Below are 15,553 nucleotides of genomic sequence, written 5' to 3'. Positions count from 1 at the left end.
TGTGCATCCGCACACCCGAGACCGGATTTCATCGACATCCCAGAACAGCGGCCTCCTTGGCGGGGTCCAGGCCCACCCGGGGGCGGTCGGGGCGCTGCGGTGGCGGGCCGTCCAGGCCGCGCAGCCAGGCCCAGGTGTCGGCGAGGGTGTCGCGCACCGGGCGCAGGGTCAGGCCCGCCGCGAGCGCGCGGCTGACGTCGCCGCCGTGCATGAAGGCGTGGTCGGCACCGGGCGGCAGCCAGATCGGCAGGTCGGTCCAGGGTGCGATGCCGGCGGCGAGGAGGGTCTCCGGCGGGGTCCAGCGCAGCTCGGCCCGGCCGCCGGTGATCTCGTTGCCGAGCTCCAGCAGCTCGCCCATGGTGGTGTGACCCGGCGGGCTGACCAGGTTGTAGGCGCCGGTGTGCCCGGCCGCGGCGGCGTCGAGCAGGAAGGCCGCCAGGTCCCGGGCGTCGATGTACTGCAGGGGCAGGTCGTGCGGGCCCGGGGCGAGGGTGGGCCCGCCGGCGGCGAGGCGCCGCAGCCACCAGGGCAGGCGGCCGATGTCCTCGTGCGGGCCGAGGATCAGCCCGGCCCGGGCGAGCAGGAGGGGCCCGTCGAAGCACCGGCCGGCGGCGATCTCGGCGCCGCGTTTGGCGGTGGCGTAGTCGGCGTCGTCGCCGGCGTCGGGGGAGGCGTCGACGACCGGGGCGTCCTCGGTGCAGGGCGCGGGGCCGGCGTCGGCGTAGACGCTGCGGCTGGAGACGTACGTGTAGTGGCCGGCGCGCCCGCGCAGGGTGCGGGCGGCGTCGCGGACGGCGGTCGGTGCGGCGGACCAGGTGTCGACGACGGCGTCGAAGGTGCGCCCGTCGAGGGCGGCGAGGCCGCCGGGTGTGGTGCGGTCGCCGGTGAGGGCGGTGACGCCGGGCGGTGCCGGGCGGTGGCCGCGGTTGAGGACGGTGACGTGGTGGTCGCGGGCGCGGGCCTGGTCGACGACGGCGCGGCCGACGAATCCGGTTCCCCCGAGTACGAGCAGATGCATGGGCGCGACGATGCCGGGTGTCGTACCCGGGGGGAAAGATGTGATCGCTGTCGGCGGAACGCTATCGCTGTCGGCGGAAATCGCGGGTGCGTGGGTGGCGCGGAGATGGGGTGTGTCGTGGCGTTGCGGGTGGATCTGACGTTCGACTGCGTGCGGGCGGGGTCGCTGGCGGAGTTCTGGAAGCTGGCGCTGGGTTACGAGGACGAGCCGCCGCCGGCGCCGTTCGCGACCCGGGCGCAGTGGGTGGCGTCGTTCGGCGAGCCGGCGGAGGACGAGGGCGACGGCGCGTGGTTGCACGATCCGTCGGGGGTGGGTCCGCGGCTGGTGTTCCTGGAGGTGCCGGAGCCGAAGGTGGCGAAGAACCGGCTGCACATCGACGTGCGGGTGGGCAGGTCGGCGCAGCAGTGGGAGCGGATCCTGGCGAAGGTGCGGGAGCTGGTGGCGGCGGGTGGCCGGGTGCTGGCGACGTTCGAGGGTCATCACGTGGTGATGGCCGACCCGGAGGGCAACGAGTTCTGCGTGGCGGCCTGACGGCCCCGGCCACGTGACGGCCTTCTGCCGCGTCAGGACGACGAGATCTGCGGCGCCGCGAGCGGGAAGTGGGCGGCGGTGTGCCAGGGGCCGCCGGGTGCGGGAACGCCCTGGATGAGGTGGACGGCGGTGACCTCGGTGGCCAGGGGCAGGTGGGTGGCCGCGTCGTCGGCGGCGGCGCGCAGGGCGTCGTACGGGTGGTCGTGGCCGATGGTGAGGTGCGGCACGACGTCGGGGTGGGCGCCCTCGTAGGGCTGGGCCTCGGGGAACCGTGCGGTGACGGCGTGGGTGAGCGCCTGGAAGGGTCCGCTGGGCGTGGGTGCGAGCCAGGCGACGGTGGTGCCGAACCAGCCGACGTGGGTGAGGGCGGCGGTGAAGCGGGGGAGGGCGCCGATCGCCTCGCGCAGGCCGTCCAGGACGGTGGCGGTGACCTGGCCGGGCGCCAGGAACGGGTAGACGACGGTGATGTGGGCGGGGACTCCCCAGGAGGCGGCCGCGTCGAGGCGGGCCCGGTGGCGGGCGACCGCGGGTTCGGCCTGCGGGACCGGGACGATCAGTGCGGTGCGGGTGGGGGTCATGGTGGCGAGTGTGCGCGGTGGGGGCCCGGTGGTGTCCAGCGGTTTGCGGCTGTGTCGTGGTGAGCCGCCGCCTGGGAGGTCGCTGTGCGGACTTTAGGTTTTCTTGAGGTGCAACCGAGCAGCAACCGTCTGTGACCTTCTGCTGCACCCTGCGCAACGAAAAGTTCCCCCTGTCAGCCGGTGAGCCGTCACCGGGAGACGGGATACGAGGGGGAACACCATGTCCGCAGCGACCGCGCCGAAGACCGTCAGCCGTGAGCTGGAGAACCTGATCCGCGAGAACATGCCGCTGGTGGGCCACCTGGTGCGCGAGATGCTCTTCAAGGTGCCGGCGCACGTGCACCGCGACGACCTCGCCTCGGCGGGGTACGCGGCTCTGGTCACCGCGGCGCAGGCCTTCGACGAGAGCCGGGGCATCCCGTTCGGCCGCTTCGCCGCGGTCCGGGTCCGGGGTGCGCTGCTGGACGAGCTGCGCAGCATGGACTGGGCGAGCCGCTCGGTGCGGGCCCGGGCCCGGCGGGCCGAGGTGGCCCGAGAGGAGCTGACGGCGCAGCTGGGCCGCACGCCGTCGCCGACGGAGCTCGCCGAGCTGCTCGGCGTGGGCGTGTCGGAGCTGGCCTCGGTCGACGACGACGTGCAGCGGGCCGCGGTGCTGTCGCTGCAGGGCTTCACCGCCGGCGCGGCCGAGGACATGGTCACCGAGTCGGCGCTGAACCCGGAGGAGATGCTGCTGCACCGGGAGCGGATCGGCTACCTGCACGACGCGGTGGCGGTGCTGCCGGAGCGGCTGCGGTTCGTGGTCGAGGCGTCGTTCCTGCAGGAGCGGCCGCTGGCGGAGGTCGCCGCGGAGCTGGGCGTGACGGAGTCGCGGGTGTCGCAGCTGCGCACCGAGGCGCTGGCGCTGCTGCGCGACGGTCTGAGCACGCACATGGAGCAGAAGCAGGACGGCGTCAAGGGCGACGGTGTCGTGGCGCGGCGGCGGGCCGCGTACGCGGCGCAGATCGCCGGGCGCAGCACGATGGCGACGCGCCTGGCCGTGACCGACGTGCAGGGCGTGAACCGCTCGGTGGCGTACGCCGCCTGACGCCACGAGGAACGGCGCACGCCGCCCGGCGGCTCGAGAACCACGAGGCAGGCCGTCACCCGCGACCGCGGGTGACGGCCTGTCGCTTTCTGCCGGGCCGGCGCAGCTGAGATCATGGGCGGCATGTCCCTGGTTCCGCGTCAGCACGCCGGGACGGTCGCGGCCGTCGGCGGCGCCGAGCAGGTCACCGAGGCGTGGTTGCAGAACCGGCGGTTGTCGGCGCACACCCGCGACGCGTACCGGCGGGACGTGGCGGCGTGGCTGGGGTGGTGCGCCGAGCGCGGCGTCGATCCGTTGCGGGCCTCCTTCCTGGACGTCAACGCGTACGCGCGGGGCCTGGAGTCGCGCGAGCTGGCCCCGGCGACGGTGGCGCGCAAGCTGTCCGGCCTGTCGAGCTGGTACGACTTCCTGGTCAAGCTGCGGGCGGTCGAGGCGAATCCGGTGGCCGGCGCGGACCGCCCGTACGTCTCGCGGGACCATTCGGCGACGGTGGGCCTGAGCCCGGAGGAGGTCGACGCGGTGATCGCCGCCGCGGAGGCGGGCACCGGCGCGGCGGCGGTGCGGCACCGGGCGGTGGTCGCCCTGCTCGCGGACCTGGGGTTGCGGGTGGGGGAGCTGGTCGGTCTCGACGTCGCGGACCTGGGCGTGGAGCGCGGGCACCGCAGTGTGCGGTTCGTGGGCAAGGGTGGGCGTCCGCGCCGGCGGGCGCTGACGCCGTACGCGGGTGCGGCGCTGGACGCGTACCTGGCCGGGCGCGCGGCGGCGGAGGGGACCACCGTGGACCGGCTGGACGGGCCGCTGCTGGTGACCGCCTCGGGCGCGCGGCTGGACCGGCACGCCGTGTTCCGGCTGGTGCGCCGCCTGGCCCGGGAGGCCGGGATCGAGGGGTGGGCGCGGTTGTCGCCGCACTCGCTGCGGCACGCGTTCGCGACCTCGGCGCGGGCCGAGGGGGTGCCGTTGGAGGACGTGCAGGACGCGATGGGGCACGCCGATCCGCGCACCACCCGGCGCTACGACCGGGACCGGCACAACCTGGACCGGGACCCGGCGTACACGCTCGCCGCCGCACGGGTCCGGCGCAGCGGGCCCTGAGCGACCCCCTATCCTCGACCGGTCCGGCTAGTCGATCACGGGGCGGGGTTGGGTTGAACATCTTCGAAGCGGTGCTGCTGGGCGCGGTGGAGGGTTTCACCGAGTTCCTGCCCATCTCCAGCACCGGCCACCTGACCATCTTGGAGAAGCTGCTCGGGTACGAGATCGACGCGCGGGACATCACCGCGTTCACCGCGATCATCCAGTCCGGCGCGGTGCTGGCCACGGTGATCTTCCTGCGGCACGACATCGTGCGGATCGTCACCGCCTGGGTTCGCGGCGTGATGCGCCGTGACCTGCGCGCGAACGCGGACTACCGGTTCGGCTGGGCGGTCATCCTGGGCTCGATCCCGATCGGCATCGTGGGCCTGCTGTTCCAGGACACGATCGAGACGACGCTGCGCAGCCTGTGGTTCGTCGCCGGGGCGCTGATCGTCTACAGCGGTGTGATGTGGTTCGCCGACCATGCCGCGACCCAGGTGCGCCACGTCGGGGACGTCACCTGGAAGGACACTTTGATCATCGGTACGGTGCAGTGCCTGGCCCTGGTCCCGGGTGTGTCGCGCTCCGGCGCCACGATGACCGCGGGCCTGCTGCGCGACCTCGACCGGGTGACGGTGACGAAGTTGTCGTTCTTCCTCAGCATCCCGGCGCTCATGGGCGCGACGGTGCTGCAGACCGTCACCGAGTTCGACAACATCTCCGCCGACAACGGTGGGGTGGGCTGGCTGCCTACGATCGTGGCCACGGTGACCAGCTTCGTGGTGGGCTGGTTCGCGGTGTCCTGGCTGCTGAAGTTCATCGCCCGGCACTCGTACTCGATCTTCATCGTCTACCGCGTGGTGCTCGGCGCGGTGCTCATGGTGCTGCTCACCACGAACGTGATCGACGCCAGATGACCGCCGCGACTGCGGCGGTCATCTGACCTGATGCCCTGCTGGGCGGGAGGTCGGGCATCGCGTCAGGGCGCATCGCCGTAGTCGTACAGGTGCTTCACGAACTTCAGCTCGAACCGCAAGTTCACCTTGCAGTGCACGCTGCCGCCCTCGATGGTCTGCTGACCGAGCACGAGGTTGGGATACCTCATGGTCGTGTCGTACAGGTTCACCGGATACTTGCCGATCCACACGCTCTGCACGATGCTTCCCGAGATTCTGATCGCAGTCGATCCATCGTGGAAGAGGGCGAACTCGCCATTTTGCATGGTGTGCCGGTAGGCGGGAGGCAGCGGAGTCGCTGTCGGCGTCCCGAGGTCGGGAAAGGTGAACTCTCCCCGCACAGGCGGGCCGGCGTAGGGCTCTTCGTCTTCGGTGTCCCAGACGTTCTCGCCGTTGATGAACAGGGTGCCGTAGAGCGCGGGGTCCTCGCACGGCCCCGTGACGTCCCCGCGCAGGTTCTCGAGCTTCACCACGTCGCCGACCACGACCGGCTCCACCGGTATGACCGAGCAGGTGGTGAGGTTGTAGTTCGTCGTCTCGGAGAACGCTGCGGCGCTGTCTTTGACGACGTTGTCCACCTGGTACGAGATCGGCACGGCGGAGAGGAGGGAGTTCTTCTGGGCCAGGTATTCGTTGATCTTGTGCTCGGCGATCAACTTCCGGACGGCGCTGTCCTCACCGCCGACTGCCACGACGCTGTACCGGGCGGAGCTGATCAGCGCCTTCTGCTGGAGGCTCAGCTCCGCGCTGTTACCGCTGACCACGAGGGACACGGCCGCATCGAGCTCCTGCGCCGACGACTTCGCCGTGACGGTGTAGATCAGCTTGCGGCCGTAGACGATCTGCGAGACGACCACCGGTGGATTGGACCGGCCGATCCGCCCCATAGCGGCCTGCTTCTTGAGGTCCTTGAGCGTGTACTTCCTGCCGAAGTACTCGGCGGGAGTGGCCGGCTTCACGATGTTGACGGTGAACATCCGTTGCGTGAGGGTGACCAGGATGCTCGACTCGCCGGTCTTACGGCTGATCTTCAGTGAGGCGTTTGCTCTCGCCCCGAGGTACTTCACGGAGATGCCGGCTTTCAGCAGCGCCTCTTCCGAGCTCTGCGCCTCTTTGCGGTCGTAGTCGTACGCGGCGGGCGGCTCGATCTGTGCGCTGTGCGCATCGGCCACCACATCGTTGATCGCCTGCTGGACCCGGGCTCCGGTAGGCAACTTGACCTTCCTGAGGATGCGCTTTCCGGGAAGGTCGGCGTAAATCGTCAGCGGTGCCCGATCCCGGATCGGCAGTTCGGCGAGAGATCCGGGGCCGCCCGCATATCCGGATCCTTGCAACAGCGCGCCGAGCCACAGCTTGCCCCGGTCCGCGTTGAGCGAGATGATCTCGCTCGGATTGGCGGTGAGTGTTCTCGGCGTGGTCTGGCACTCGTACTTGGTCTGGTCGACCACCTCGGTCGACGTCGAGGTAGGCCCCGTGGGATTGTCGGCCGCCGGCCTCGCCGTGAGTGCACGGAGTCGGAGAATGTATCGGTTCACAGCGTCGGCCTGAGTCGGTTTCCCGCCGGACGCCAGCGTCCACGGAACCGCGACGGCCGGGGTCCCCGGCAGTGCCGATGCTGTTGTGCTGACACCGGACACGATGGCGCCGGTGAGTGTGGCCACGAGTGCCACGCGGAGTATGGCGATCATGCGCATGCTGGTTCCTTGTGTCGAGGGTGGTTGCTGAGGGTGGTGGTCTGCGGGCTGTTCGCGCGAGGCGGCGGCGCCGGGCTGGCAGAGCCGCCGGCGAAGGTGGTCTCGGCGAGTTCGCGTGCCCAGCGCATGCGCGGAGCGGCCACCTCCGGGTGGTCGCCGTACGCGTAGGCGACACTCGCCAGGCACCCGCAGACGCCTTTGTGCCGCCGGAGCTCCGTGCGGACGACGGCGTTCACCTCGCGCCGGCCCACACGGGATCCGGTGGCCAGGTCGCTGGTGAAGACCGCGTAGGCCCGGGTAGTGCAGACGAGGTTGCGGCGCCCGTCCATGAGATACCCCCCCTTAGCTGGGCATTCGTGCTGTTTCCCGTGAGTCGGTACCGCCGAGATGGAGCGGTCCGGTTGTCTGCGGCTCCTCCTGTCGGGGTGCGGTTGCGTGTTCCGGTGTTCTGCGCCGACCCTGACGGGGTCCGCTTGCACCGGTCTGACGTGCGCCTTGCAGCCGCCGCTCGCACTTGCGTGCCAGGGACGCCGTCGCCTGTTCGGTGGCCACGTCGGGGAATTCCTGCGGTCGTCGGGGACCGGGGCAGACAATTCGTGGGTCGACGGCGTGGGAACGCCCGCCCGGCATCCGGGTCGGGCCGCGGGGGTGCATCGGATGGAAAGCGACCGTCTAGAACACGCACAGGTGCAGGTCCTGGGGCGTTTCGAGGCCGTGCGCGCGGGTGAACCCGTCCGGCTCGGTGGCCGCCTCCAGTGCGCCGTGCTGGCCCGGCTGCTGATCGCCGACGCACCTGTCGACGTCGACCAGCTGGCGGAGGACGTGTGGCAGGGCCATGCACCGAATGCCGCCCCGGCGACCGTGCACGCGTACGTGTCGCGACTTCGCAAGATCCTGGGCGGCGACACCGTGTGCCGTGGCACGGGCGGCTACCGGGTCGATCGCAGCCGGCTGCGGGTCGACGCCTGGTCCTTCGAGCAGGAGGTCGCCGCGGGACAGCGGGCGTGGGACGAGCAGGACGTGGGCGACGCGGCCGAGATTCTCAGCCGGTCCCTCTCGCGGTGGACCGGCGAGCAGGCATTCGGACCACTGCGCGGCGCCGGGTTTCTCGATGCCGAGGCGCACCGGCTGGAGGAGCTCCGGCTGCATGCGGTGGAGACGCTGGCCGACGCGCACGACCTGCTCGGCCGGCAGAGTATGGACATCGGGCCGCTGCGGGAACTCGTCGACCGGTGGCCGTTGCGGGAGTCCGCGGTACTGCGGCTGATGCGGGCGCTGTATGCCGTCGGTCGTCAAGCCGACGCGCTGGCCGCCTACGATCGCTGCCGCCGCGTGCTCGCTGACGAGCTGGGCGTCGACCCCTGCCGCGAGCTGCGTGAGCTCTACGCGGCCGTACTGGCGCAGCAGGACGTCGGCTCCTGCCCGCAAGCGGGCGCGACCGGGCCGGTGAGACCGGGCGCACCGCGCCGGCTACCGCCGCCGCACCGCGCCTTCATCGGGCGGGAACAGACGATGCACGCCGCCGCCGAGGTGCTGGACGCCTCGACCGGCGAGCCCCGGGTGCTCGTTCTCTACGGCCTCGGCGGGGTCGGCAAGAGCGAGCTGGCGCGGCAGCTCGCACATGCCCGGCGGAGTCCCGACACGGTCAGCTGGTGGGTGCGCGCCGACAGCCCCGCCGCCACCGCGACCGGCCTGGCCGACCTGGCGCGAGCCTTGGGCATCACCGGCAGGGGGACGCAGGAAGAACTGCTGTCGGCGCTCTGGGACGAGCTGGCCACCCGGCCCTGGCTGATCGTCTTCGACAACGCCGAGGAGCCCGACATGCTCGAGGCGTTCCTGCCGCCCGCCGGGCCGGCCGGCTCGGTCGTCGTGACGTCCCGCAACCCGGCCTGGCGCCGGCTCGGCACGCCGCTGCCCGTGCCGCCGTTCAGCCGCGACGAGTCGGTGCACTTCCTCACCGCCCGCAGCGGTGACCACGACCCCGTCGCGGCCCACCGGGTCGCCGAGCTGCTCGGTGATCTTCCGCTGGCACTCGAGCACGCCTGCGCGTACGTGGAGCACGTCTCGACCGGGCTCGGTGAGTACGCGGATCTGCTGCTCGACCGGCAGGAGGCGCTGATGACGACGCGGTGTCCCGGCACGCTGCGGCCGCCCGTCGCCGCGACCTGGGAGGTGTCCGCCGAGCTGATCCGCAGGCGGTCGCCCCACGCGGCCGGGTTGCTGGAGACCGCCGCATTCCTCGCGCCGGACGCCATACCGCTGAGTCTCCTGCTCGCCGGCGGCGCCGAACGGCTGACCGTCAACGAGGCGGTCGCCCAGCTGTTGCGGTTCTCGCTGCTGCACCGGCAAGGTGACCTGCTGCGGATGCATCGGCTGGTGCAGGTGGTCGTCCGGGCCCGGTTGAACGCCCGGGAGCGGGGCGAGCGGCTCGGTGCCGCGATCCACCTCGTGACGGCCGCGGTCGCCGATGGCGAGGCCGGCCGATGGGACGCGTTGTTTCCGCACACCCTGTCGTTGTCGGCCCACACGGCCGAGAGCGAGCACGCGGCCCGGCTCGGCCCTACGCTGGTTGACCTGCTCGTACCCTGCGCCGAATGGCTTGCCGGACGGGCACTGTTCCCCGCCGCGCTGGACGCCCTGCGAATGGCGCTGCGGCTCGCGCAAGCGACGACCGACCGGTTGATCGAGGGCCGGGTGCGCAGCGCGCTGGGCGAGACCCTGGACCGGGCCGGTGACTGCGCGGCCGCGCACAGCGAACTGGAACGCGCCGTCGCCCTGCTGGCCGACGTGACCGGGGCGCAGCTGCCCTTGCTGGCGCACGCCTACGACCGTTTGGGACACGTCCTGAACTGTGCGGGCGACACCGTCGGCGCCATCGAACAGTACCGGAACGCGCTGCGGCTGCTGCGCGCCACGGACCAGCGGGTGCCGCTGGCCCGGGTCCTGACCGATCTCGGCTATGCGTGGTGGGCGTCCGGCGAGCTGGCGCAGGCCCGGGGCTGCCTGGAGGAGGCGATCGTGATCGCCGAGGCCGGGCCCGACCGGGCGGTGCTGGCCCACGCCCTGGCCGGGCTGGGCCTCGTCGAGCAGGACTCCGACCACCTGCCGGCCGCGCTGGCCTGCCAGACCCGGGCTCTGCGGATCGCCGTCGAGGTACACGGGGCGGGTCACCCCGCCGAGTACGAGGCCCTGGACAAGCTCGGATACCTCAAACGGCTGCTCGGCGACGTCACCGGCGCGCTGCAGGCCCACGAGCGGGCGGTCACCGGCCTGGAGGCGGTGTTCGGCGGGGCGGACGGCCGGCTCGCGATGGCGCTGAGCAACGCCGGCCTGACCTACCGGGACGCCGGTCGCCACCGTGACGCACGGGCCGCGCAGCAACGGGCGTACGACATCCTGTTCCTGCGGCACGGCGCCGACCACCCGAGTACGCAACTGGCTGCCCGCCGGCTCGGCGTCGCCCTCGCCGCCGACGGCAGCGCCGCGGCGGGGCAGGCGCTGGCCGAGTCGGCGCTGCGGTACGTCGAGGCCAGCCGCCCGGCCGGCTCACCCGAGGTGGCGCGCGCCTGCGCCGACCTGGCCCTCGTCGCCGACGAGATCGGTGACCACCGCCGGGCCGGCGAGCTACGGCGGCGGGCCCGCGACCTGCTGCTCGCGACGTTCGGACCGGAGCATCACGAGGTTCGCGCGCTGGCCGACACACCCGTACCGGTCGCGGCAGGCGGCATCCGTTCGACGCCCGGTGCACCGACGGCCGGAGCACGATGATGCCCGACATCGCGTGTTGGACGGCGGGCCTGGAGAACTGGCCACGGCTGCGCATCGACTCGGACCCCGGGGACCCGCAGGCGCCGCGGACGGTAGAGGCGGTGATCCCGGTGGGCCTGTGGTGCGCCCTGGACCTCACTCCGCAGGTGCGGTTGACGGCCGAGGTGGCGGGCCGGCAGTTCACGGCGTCGACCGCGGACGGGAGCATGCCCGCGCTGGGGCGGATCCTGCGCGACCTGCGTCAGTCGAAGAGCTTCGTGCCCGGGATGCCGGGCCGTGGTGACGCACTGAGCTGGTACGTCGACATGGAGGCCAAGCGGGCGCAGTCGCCCAAGAACCGGTACTACGAGGCAGCGCTGCCCGGCCTGCCCTACGGCGAAAGGCTGCTGCTCACCATCACGGCGAGCGTGCCCGGCCTCGAACCGGATCTCCGTCGCTACGCCCTGGACCTGGTCGTACCCGAGTTCACCGGGGCAGACGTGCGGCACGTGGAGACGCCTGAGGGCCACGACGACCGCTGGTTCGTCGTCATGGCCACGCCGCCGGAGCGGTCCGCCGACTTCGACCACATCCGTATCGACTTCCTCCAGCAGTACGGCGACCCCGTGAAGCCGGCAGACCGGTGTCACCGCGAGCCGCCCGTGCGCCGGTTCGACCCGCCACCCCTGCAGGTGCGGCTCGGCGACGACGAGGACGCCGCGTGGCTCGGCGTGCACGACGCGGCCGACGACGGCGGACCCCACCCCACGCCACTGCCCATCCTGGACCGCACCGCGGACAGCCTCGTCTTCTCCGTACGCCGCCAGGGCGAGCCGTTGCCGTGCGTGCACGTGCGCGCGGCGGGAGGAGAGCCCGTACGGGTGCCGTTGCAGGACCCGGACCACGAGGGACGCGGGATGACACCCGCCCGGTTGATGATCATCTGTTTCGGCATCCAGCGGGTGAACGATCTTTTCTCCACCCCGCTCGCCGGCTACTCGGAGCCGAAGACGTACATGCAGGCGTCGATGGCCGACCCGAAGGCACTGTTCTCCAGCCGCCCGCAGTCGGCCGAGAACGGCGAGCCGGACGGCTACGCCTTCACCCTGGCGGCACACCGGCACTACCGGGTGAAATATCACTGGGCGTTCAACGCCGGGATCCTCCTGATGATGGCGCACGACAGTCCGGAGGAGCTGGCGCTGCTGCGACAGGACGTCGCAAACGGCCTCGTGTCCCCGAGCAACGCCGGATACGGCGCCCACCGCCTGCCCTACTACCAGCGCGAGACCAACATCCGGGAGATCGAAGGCGGCCGCGAGGTGATCCGCGCCGTGCTCGGCCGGGTGGACGACCTCTACTACCCGAGCCAGCGGCTGTACAAAGCCACCGCGGCGGAACGGGAGGCGTACGAGCAGACCGGGGTGAAGTTTCTGGTGTTCGACCGGTCCACCGTCTGCCAGCCGAAGGAGAAGGATCCGGAACGTCAGGAGCGCCACTTCCCGCACAGCGCCGAGGACGGCGACTACCTCTGGCGGATGAAGGGCTCCGACAGCCGGATCCTGTTGATCGAGGACGTCTTCCGTAACGGGATCGGCGCGATACCGCTGGAGGAGGCGTTCCTCGGGAAGATCGCCTATCAGCTGCGCCGGAGCCTCATGCGGGCCGTCCGGGTCCCGGGCACCGGTCCGGCACCGGTCATCGTCCTCGGTGACGATGTGGAGCACTTCGCCGGCAACGGCTGGTTCGACGGCAACTACGCCGGCTGGAGACAGCACTTCAACCGCAAGTACCAGGCCGCGCTGCGCTGGATCAGCAGGCACCCATGGGTGCAGGCGATCACCACCGACGACCTCGACGTGCAGAGGGACACCAAGCCCGAGATCGCGGTGTCGAGCTCTGTGTGCCCCAGCATCGACCCCGACGGCGGCGAGGGCGGCCTGCGCTTCGACCAGTGGTACGACGACTGGGCGCGCACGCCGGCCTGGTGGGTGGGCGGGACGCTGCGGGACCTGTCGGACACGGTGGAGAACGCCCTGGTCCGCTGGCGCGGCGCACGCAACGAGCTGTACGAGCTCGCCTGGCTGCACTTTCTGGAAGACCATCACGAGGGCATGTGGAGCAAGACGCCGGTGGAGAATCGGGATGCGCCGGCCATCCACGAGCCCGAGGACTTCGTCATCGCCGCCGGCCTGCAACGCCGCAACGTGTGGGTCTACCTGCACGCCGCCGTCTGGGGGCAATGGGCGGCCGAGCCGGCCCGGACACCGGACACCACGTACGTCGACGGCGGCCCGCTGCTGGACCGCATCCGCCAGGACGACATGGTGGCCGAGCCCTTCCGCGGCGACACCGACGGCCTGCACTGGGACCGGGACCTGCTGCCCAATGTGATCGTCTACAACCGTGAGGTGCTGCTGGTACTGGACCGCAACGGTGGGGTGGTCACGCACGTCTTCACCATGGCCGGCGGCCGGCCGGTGTCGGTGAGCGGGACGTTCAAGGCCTACCAGTTCTACACGCCGTGGGCCGAGCGCCCGCCGGGCCGGCAGGACGGCGGTGTCACCTGCGACGGGTTCGCCCTGCAGAACACCGTCGTCACCCCGAACCACGCGTACGTCGCCGGAGACACCGGGCTGGCCGCCGCGCGGCTGGGCACGTATCGGGATCCGCGGCGGCCGGATGCGTCACAGCTCTGGCTGTACCCGAACCTCTTCGACGAGTACCGGTGCGAGACCGGCGCGGACGTCTGCTTCACGTACCAGCGGGGCACCGAGGATCCACCACCGCACGGAAGCCTCGATCGTGACGTCCTGCAGGCGCTGTGCGAACGCGACCGGAGCGCGCGTCAACCGGGCGCCACGGCGACACCGGTGATCTGGCACCACGCCGCCTCCGTGGGATTCACCAAGAGGATCTCGCTCACCGGACGCACGGTGACAGTGCGCTACACGGGCGTGCGGCCCGGCCACGTGACGTCGAACGAGTTCTGTGTGGACCTGCTCCAGGCGGTGACATCGGCTCGCTTCCAGGACAAGACGGCCAGCGCGGACGGTACGGCGGTCACCCTGCGAAGCCCGTCCGGCGTCGCTCTCGCGGTGGCGACAGGCGACAACTGCCGGTTCACGGCCGAGGGCCTGCTCTCCTGGGATGAGGTCAGAAGCGCCGGGCAGGCCGACGCGATGGTCGGATACCGGCGACTGCACAGGGTCCTGACCGACAACCTGGAAATGGTCTGCGACAAGGGCGGCGACTTCGACTACCGGATCGACCTGCTGCCCACAGATCCGGCCGGTCCGGCGCCGACCTGAGCTGACGGACAAGAATGCTAGCTTCATCGACATTCGTTGTTCTTTGCCCGACATGGGGTTAACGTAGCGCGTGTCCATCGACACACATCGCTACGTTGGAGGAGGGCCGTCGTGGCCGACCTCGCGACCGACCGCCTGCCCCTGTTCCCGTTCCGCAGCCCCGGCGACGACCCGTTCACCCCCGTGGCCGCCGCCGACCGGCGCCGCCTCGACGGTCCGGTCACCCGGGTACGGCTGCCCACCGGCGGATGGACCTGGCTGGTCACCCGGCACGGCGACGTCAAGCAGATGCTGCGCAGCGACGCGTTCAGCGCCGACGCCACCCGGCCCGGATTCCCGCTGCTGCGCGCCGTGTCGCCGCAGGCGCCGCAGTTCACCAAGGGCGGCTTCATCCGGATGGACGGCGAGGCGCACCTGCGGCTGCGCCGGATGCTCACCGCCGAGTTCATGATCCGGAACATCCGGCGGATCGAGCCGCTGATCGGCGACGTCGTCGACGGCGCCCTGGACGCCACCGAGGCGGCCGGGCCGCCCGCCGACCTCGTCGCGACGTTCGCGCTGCCGGTGCCGTCGCTGGTCATCTGCCACCTGCTCGGCGTCCCCTACGCCGACCACCCCTTCTTCCAGCGGCACAGCACGACCCTGCTCGACCGTAGCGCCGACCCGATGCGGGCCCGCGAGGCCATGCTCGGCCTGCGCGGCTACCTCGGCGCTCTGATCGAGGGCAAGCGCAGCAGCGACCGGCCCGGCGAGGACCTGCTCGGGCGCCTGGTCGCCGAACGCGTGCACACCGGCGAGCTCGAGACCGGTGAGCTCGTCGGCATGGCGGTGCTGCTGCTGATCGCCGGGCACGAGACCACCGCCAACATGATCGGGCTCAGCGTGCTGCTGCTGCAGCAGTACCCGCGCGTGTGGCAGCGGCTGCGCGACGGCGACCAGGACACCGCCGACGCGATCGTCGAGGAGCTGCTGCGCTACCTGACGATCGTCCGCACCGGCCTGGCCCGCCAGGCCGTCCGCGACGTGGAGATCGGCGGCCGGCTGATTCGCGCCGGCGAACCCGCCACCGCCCTGCTGTCGCTGGCCAACCGCGACGACACGGTCTTCGAGGACGCCGACGCCTTCGACCCGTACCGCGAGGCCCACCAGCACCTGGCGTTCGGCTTCGGCGTGCACCAGTGCATCGGCCAGCCCCTGGCCCGCGCCGAGCTGCGGGTGGCCCTGACCCGCCTGGCCCGCCGCTTGCCGGGCCTCACCGTCGCCGCCGACCCCGCCCGCCTGCCGAGACGGGACACCTCCGTCGTGTACGGCGTCGCCGAGCTTCCGGTGACCTGGTGACCGCCCGCATCGCCGCCGACCGCGACATCTGCGTCGGCGCCGGCACCTGCGTCCTGACCCTGCCGCACGTCTTCGACCAGGACGACGAGGGCCTCGTGGTGGTGCTCGACCCGGCCGCCGACGGCGAGCCGGACGAGGCGCTCCGCCAGGTCGCCGCCTGGTGCCCCTCGGGGGCGATCACCACCCTCGGTCCCGGCTGACCCGCCGCCGCGCCCGGCCACG

At 71.8% G+C, this 15,553-nt stretch carries 12 protein-coding genes; 8 read left to right on the top strand and 4 right to left on the bottom strand.

Going from position 1 to position 15,553, the window contains the following annotated elements:
* Positions 1 to 28 precede the first annotated feature (28 nt).
* Positions 29 to 1,018 (bottom strand): NAD-dependent epimerase/dehydratase family protein, encoded by a 990-nt coding sequence (locus tag IEY99_RS16310; RefSeq protein WP_189204056.1) that lies wholly within the window; start codon positions 1,016 to 1,018, stop codon positions 29 to 31.
* Between the two features lie 117 nt (positions 1,019 to 1,135).
* Here IEY99_RS16310 and IEY99_RS16305 point away from each other — a divergent pair, with 117 nt between their 5' ends.
* A complete protein-coding gene (locus tag IEY99_RS16305) occupies positions 1,136 to 1,549 on the top strand; it encodes a VOC family protein (RefSeq protein ID WP_189204054.1) in 414 nt (137 codons plus the stop codon).
* 32 nt (positions 1,550 to 1,581) lie between these two features.
* Here IEY99_RS16305 and IEY99_RS16300 read toward each other — a convergent pair whose 3' ends face one another.
* On the bottom strand, positions 1,582 to 2,127 hold the full coding sequence (locus IEY99_RS16300) for a 2'-5' RNA ligase family protein (protein ID WP_189204052.1): 546 nt from the start codon (positions 2,125 to 2,127) through the stop codon (positions 1,582 to 1,584).
* Positions 2,128 to 2,347: 220 nt separating this feature from the next.
* Here IEY99_RS16300 and IEY99_RS16295 point away from each other — a divergent pair, with 220 nt between their 5' ends.
* The 3 genes from IEY99_RS16295 to IEY99_RS16285 all read left to right on the top strand — a co-directional run bounded on the left by IEY99_RS16295 (position 2,348) and on the right by IEY99_RS16285 (position 5,202).
* Positions 2,348 to 3,211, top strand: coding sequence for a sigma-70 family RNA polymerase sigma factor (locus IEY99_RS16295; RefSeq protein ID WP_189204050.1), 864 nt, complete (start codon positions 2,348 to 2,350; stop codon positions 3,209 to 3,211).
* A gap of 123 nt (positions 3,212 to 3,334) precedes the next feature.
* On the top strand, positions 3,335 to 4,303 hold the full coding sequence (locus tag IEY99_RS16290; protein WP_229798775.1) for a tyrosine-type recombinase/integrase: 969 nt from the start codon (positions 3,335 to 3,337) through the stop codon (positions 4,301 to 4,303).
* Positions 4,304 to 4,356: 53 nt separating this feature from the next.
* Positions 4,357 to 5,202, top strand: a complete 846-nt coding sequence (locus tag IEY99_RS16285) for an undecaprenyl-diphosphate phosphatase (protein ID WP_189204046.1) — start codon at positions 4,357 to 4,359, stop codon at positions 5,200 to 5,202.
* Between the two features lie 62 nt (positions 5,203 to 5,264).
* Here IEY99_RS16285 and IEY99_RS16280 read toward each other — a convergent pair whose 3' ends face one another.
* Positions 5,265 to 6,935 (bottom strand): thiol-activated cytolysin family protein, encoded by a 1,671-nt coding sequence (locus IEY99_RS16280; RefSeq protein WP_189204044.1) that lies wholly within the window; start codon positions 6,933 to 6,935, stop codon positions 5,265 to 5,267.
* On the bottom strand, positions 6,926 to 7,264 hold the full coding sequence (locus IEY99_RS16275; protein ID WP_189204042.1) for a hypothetical protein: 339 nt from the start codon (positions 7,262 to 7,264) through the stop codon (positions 6,926 to 6,928). The genes IEY99_RS16280 and IEY99_RS16275 overlap by 10 nt, the downstream gene beginning before the upstream one ends.
* Positions 7,265 to 7,592: 328 nt before the next feature.
* Between IEY99_RS16275 and IEY99_RS16270 the strand changes: the two genes are divergently transcribed.
* From IEY99_RS16270 to IEY99_RS16255, 4 genes are all read left to right on the top strand, one after another.
* On the top strand, positions 7,593 to 10,703 hold the full coding sequence (locus tag IEY99_RS16270; protein WP_189204040.1) for an AfsR/SARP family transcriptional regulator: 3,111 nt from the start codon (positions 7,593 to 7,595) through the stop codon (positions 10,701 to 10,703).
* The gene (locus IEY99_RS16265; RefSeq protein WP_229798773.1) at positions 10,703 to 13,993 is read left to right on the top strand and encodes a polysaccharide deacetylase family protein; all 3,291 of its coding nucleotides are present in this window, start codon (positions 10,703 to 10,705) and stop codon (positions 13,991 to 13,993) included. Before IEY99_RS16270 ends, IEY99_RS16265 begins: the two co-directional genes overlap by 1 nt.
* A 111-nt stretch (positions 13,994 to 14,104) precedes the next feature.
* Complete coding sequence (locus tag IEY99_RS16260) at positions 14,105 to 15,331, top strand: cytochrome P450 (protein ID WP_189204036.1); 1,227 nt, start codon at positions 14,105 to 14,107, stop codon at positions 15,329 to 15,331.
* On the top strand, positions 15,328 to 15,531 hold the full coding sequence (locus IEY99_RS16255) for a ferredoxin (protein ID WP_189204035.1): 204 nt from the start codon (positions 15,328 to 15,330) through the stop codon (positions 15,529 to 15,531). Before IEY99_RS16260 ends, IEY99_RS16255 begins: the two co-directional genes overlap by 4 nt.
* The last annotated feature ends 22 nt before the right edge of the window (positions 15,532 to 15,553 follow it).

The sequence above is a fragment of the Couchioplanes azureus genome (genome assembly GCF_014648355.1).
Taxonomy (GTDB): domain Bacteria; phylum Actinomycetota; class Actinomycetes; order Mycobacteriales; family Micromonosporaceae; genus Actinoplanes; species Actinoplanes azureus.
The sequence above is the reverse complement of the archived record's forward strand: the minus strand, read 5'-3'. Positions and strand labels throughout refer to the sequence as shown.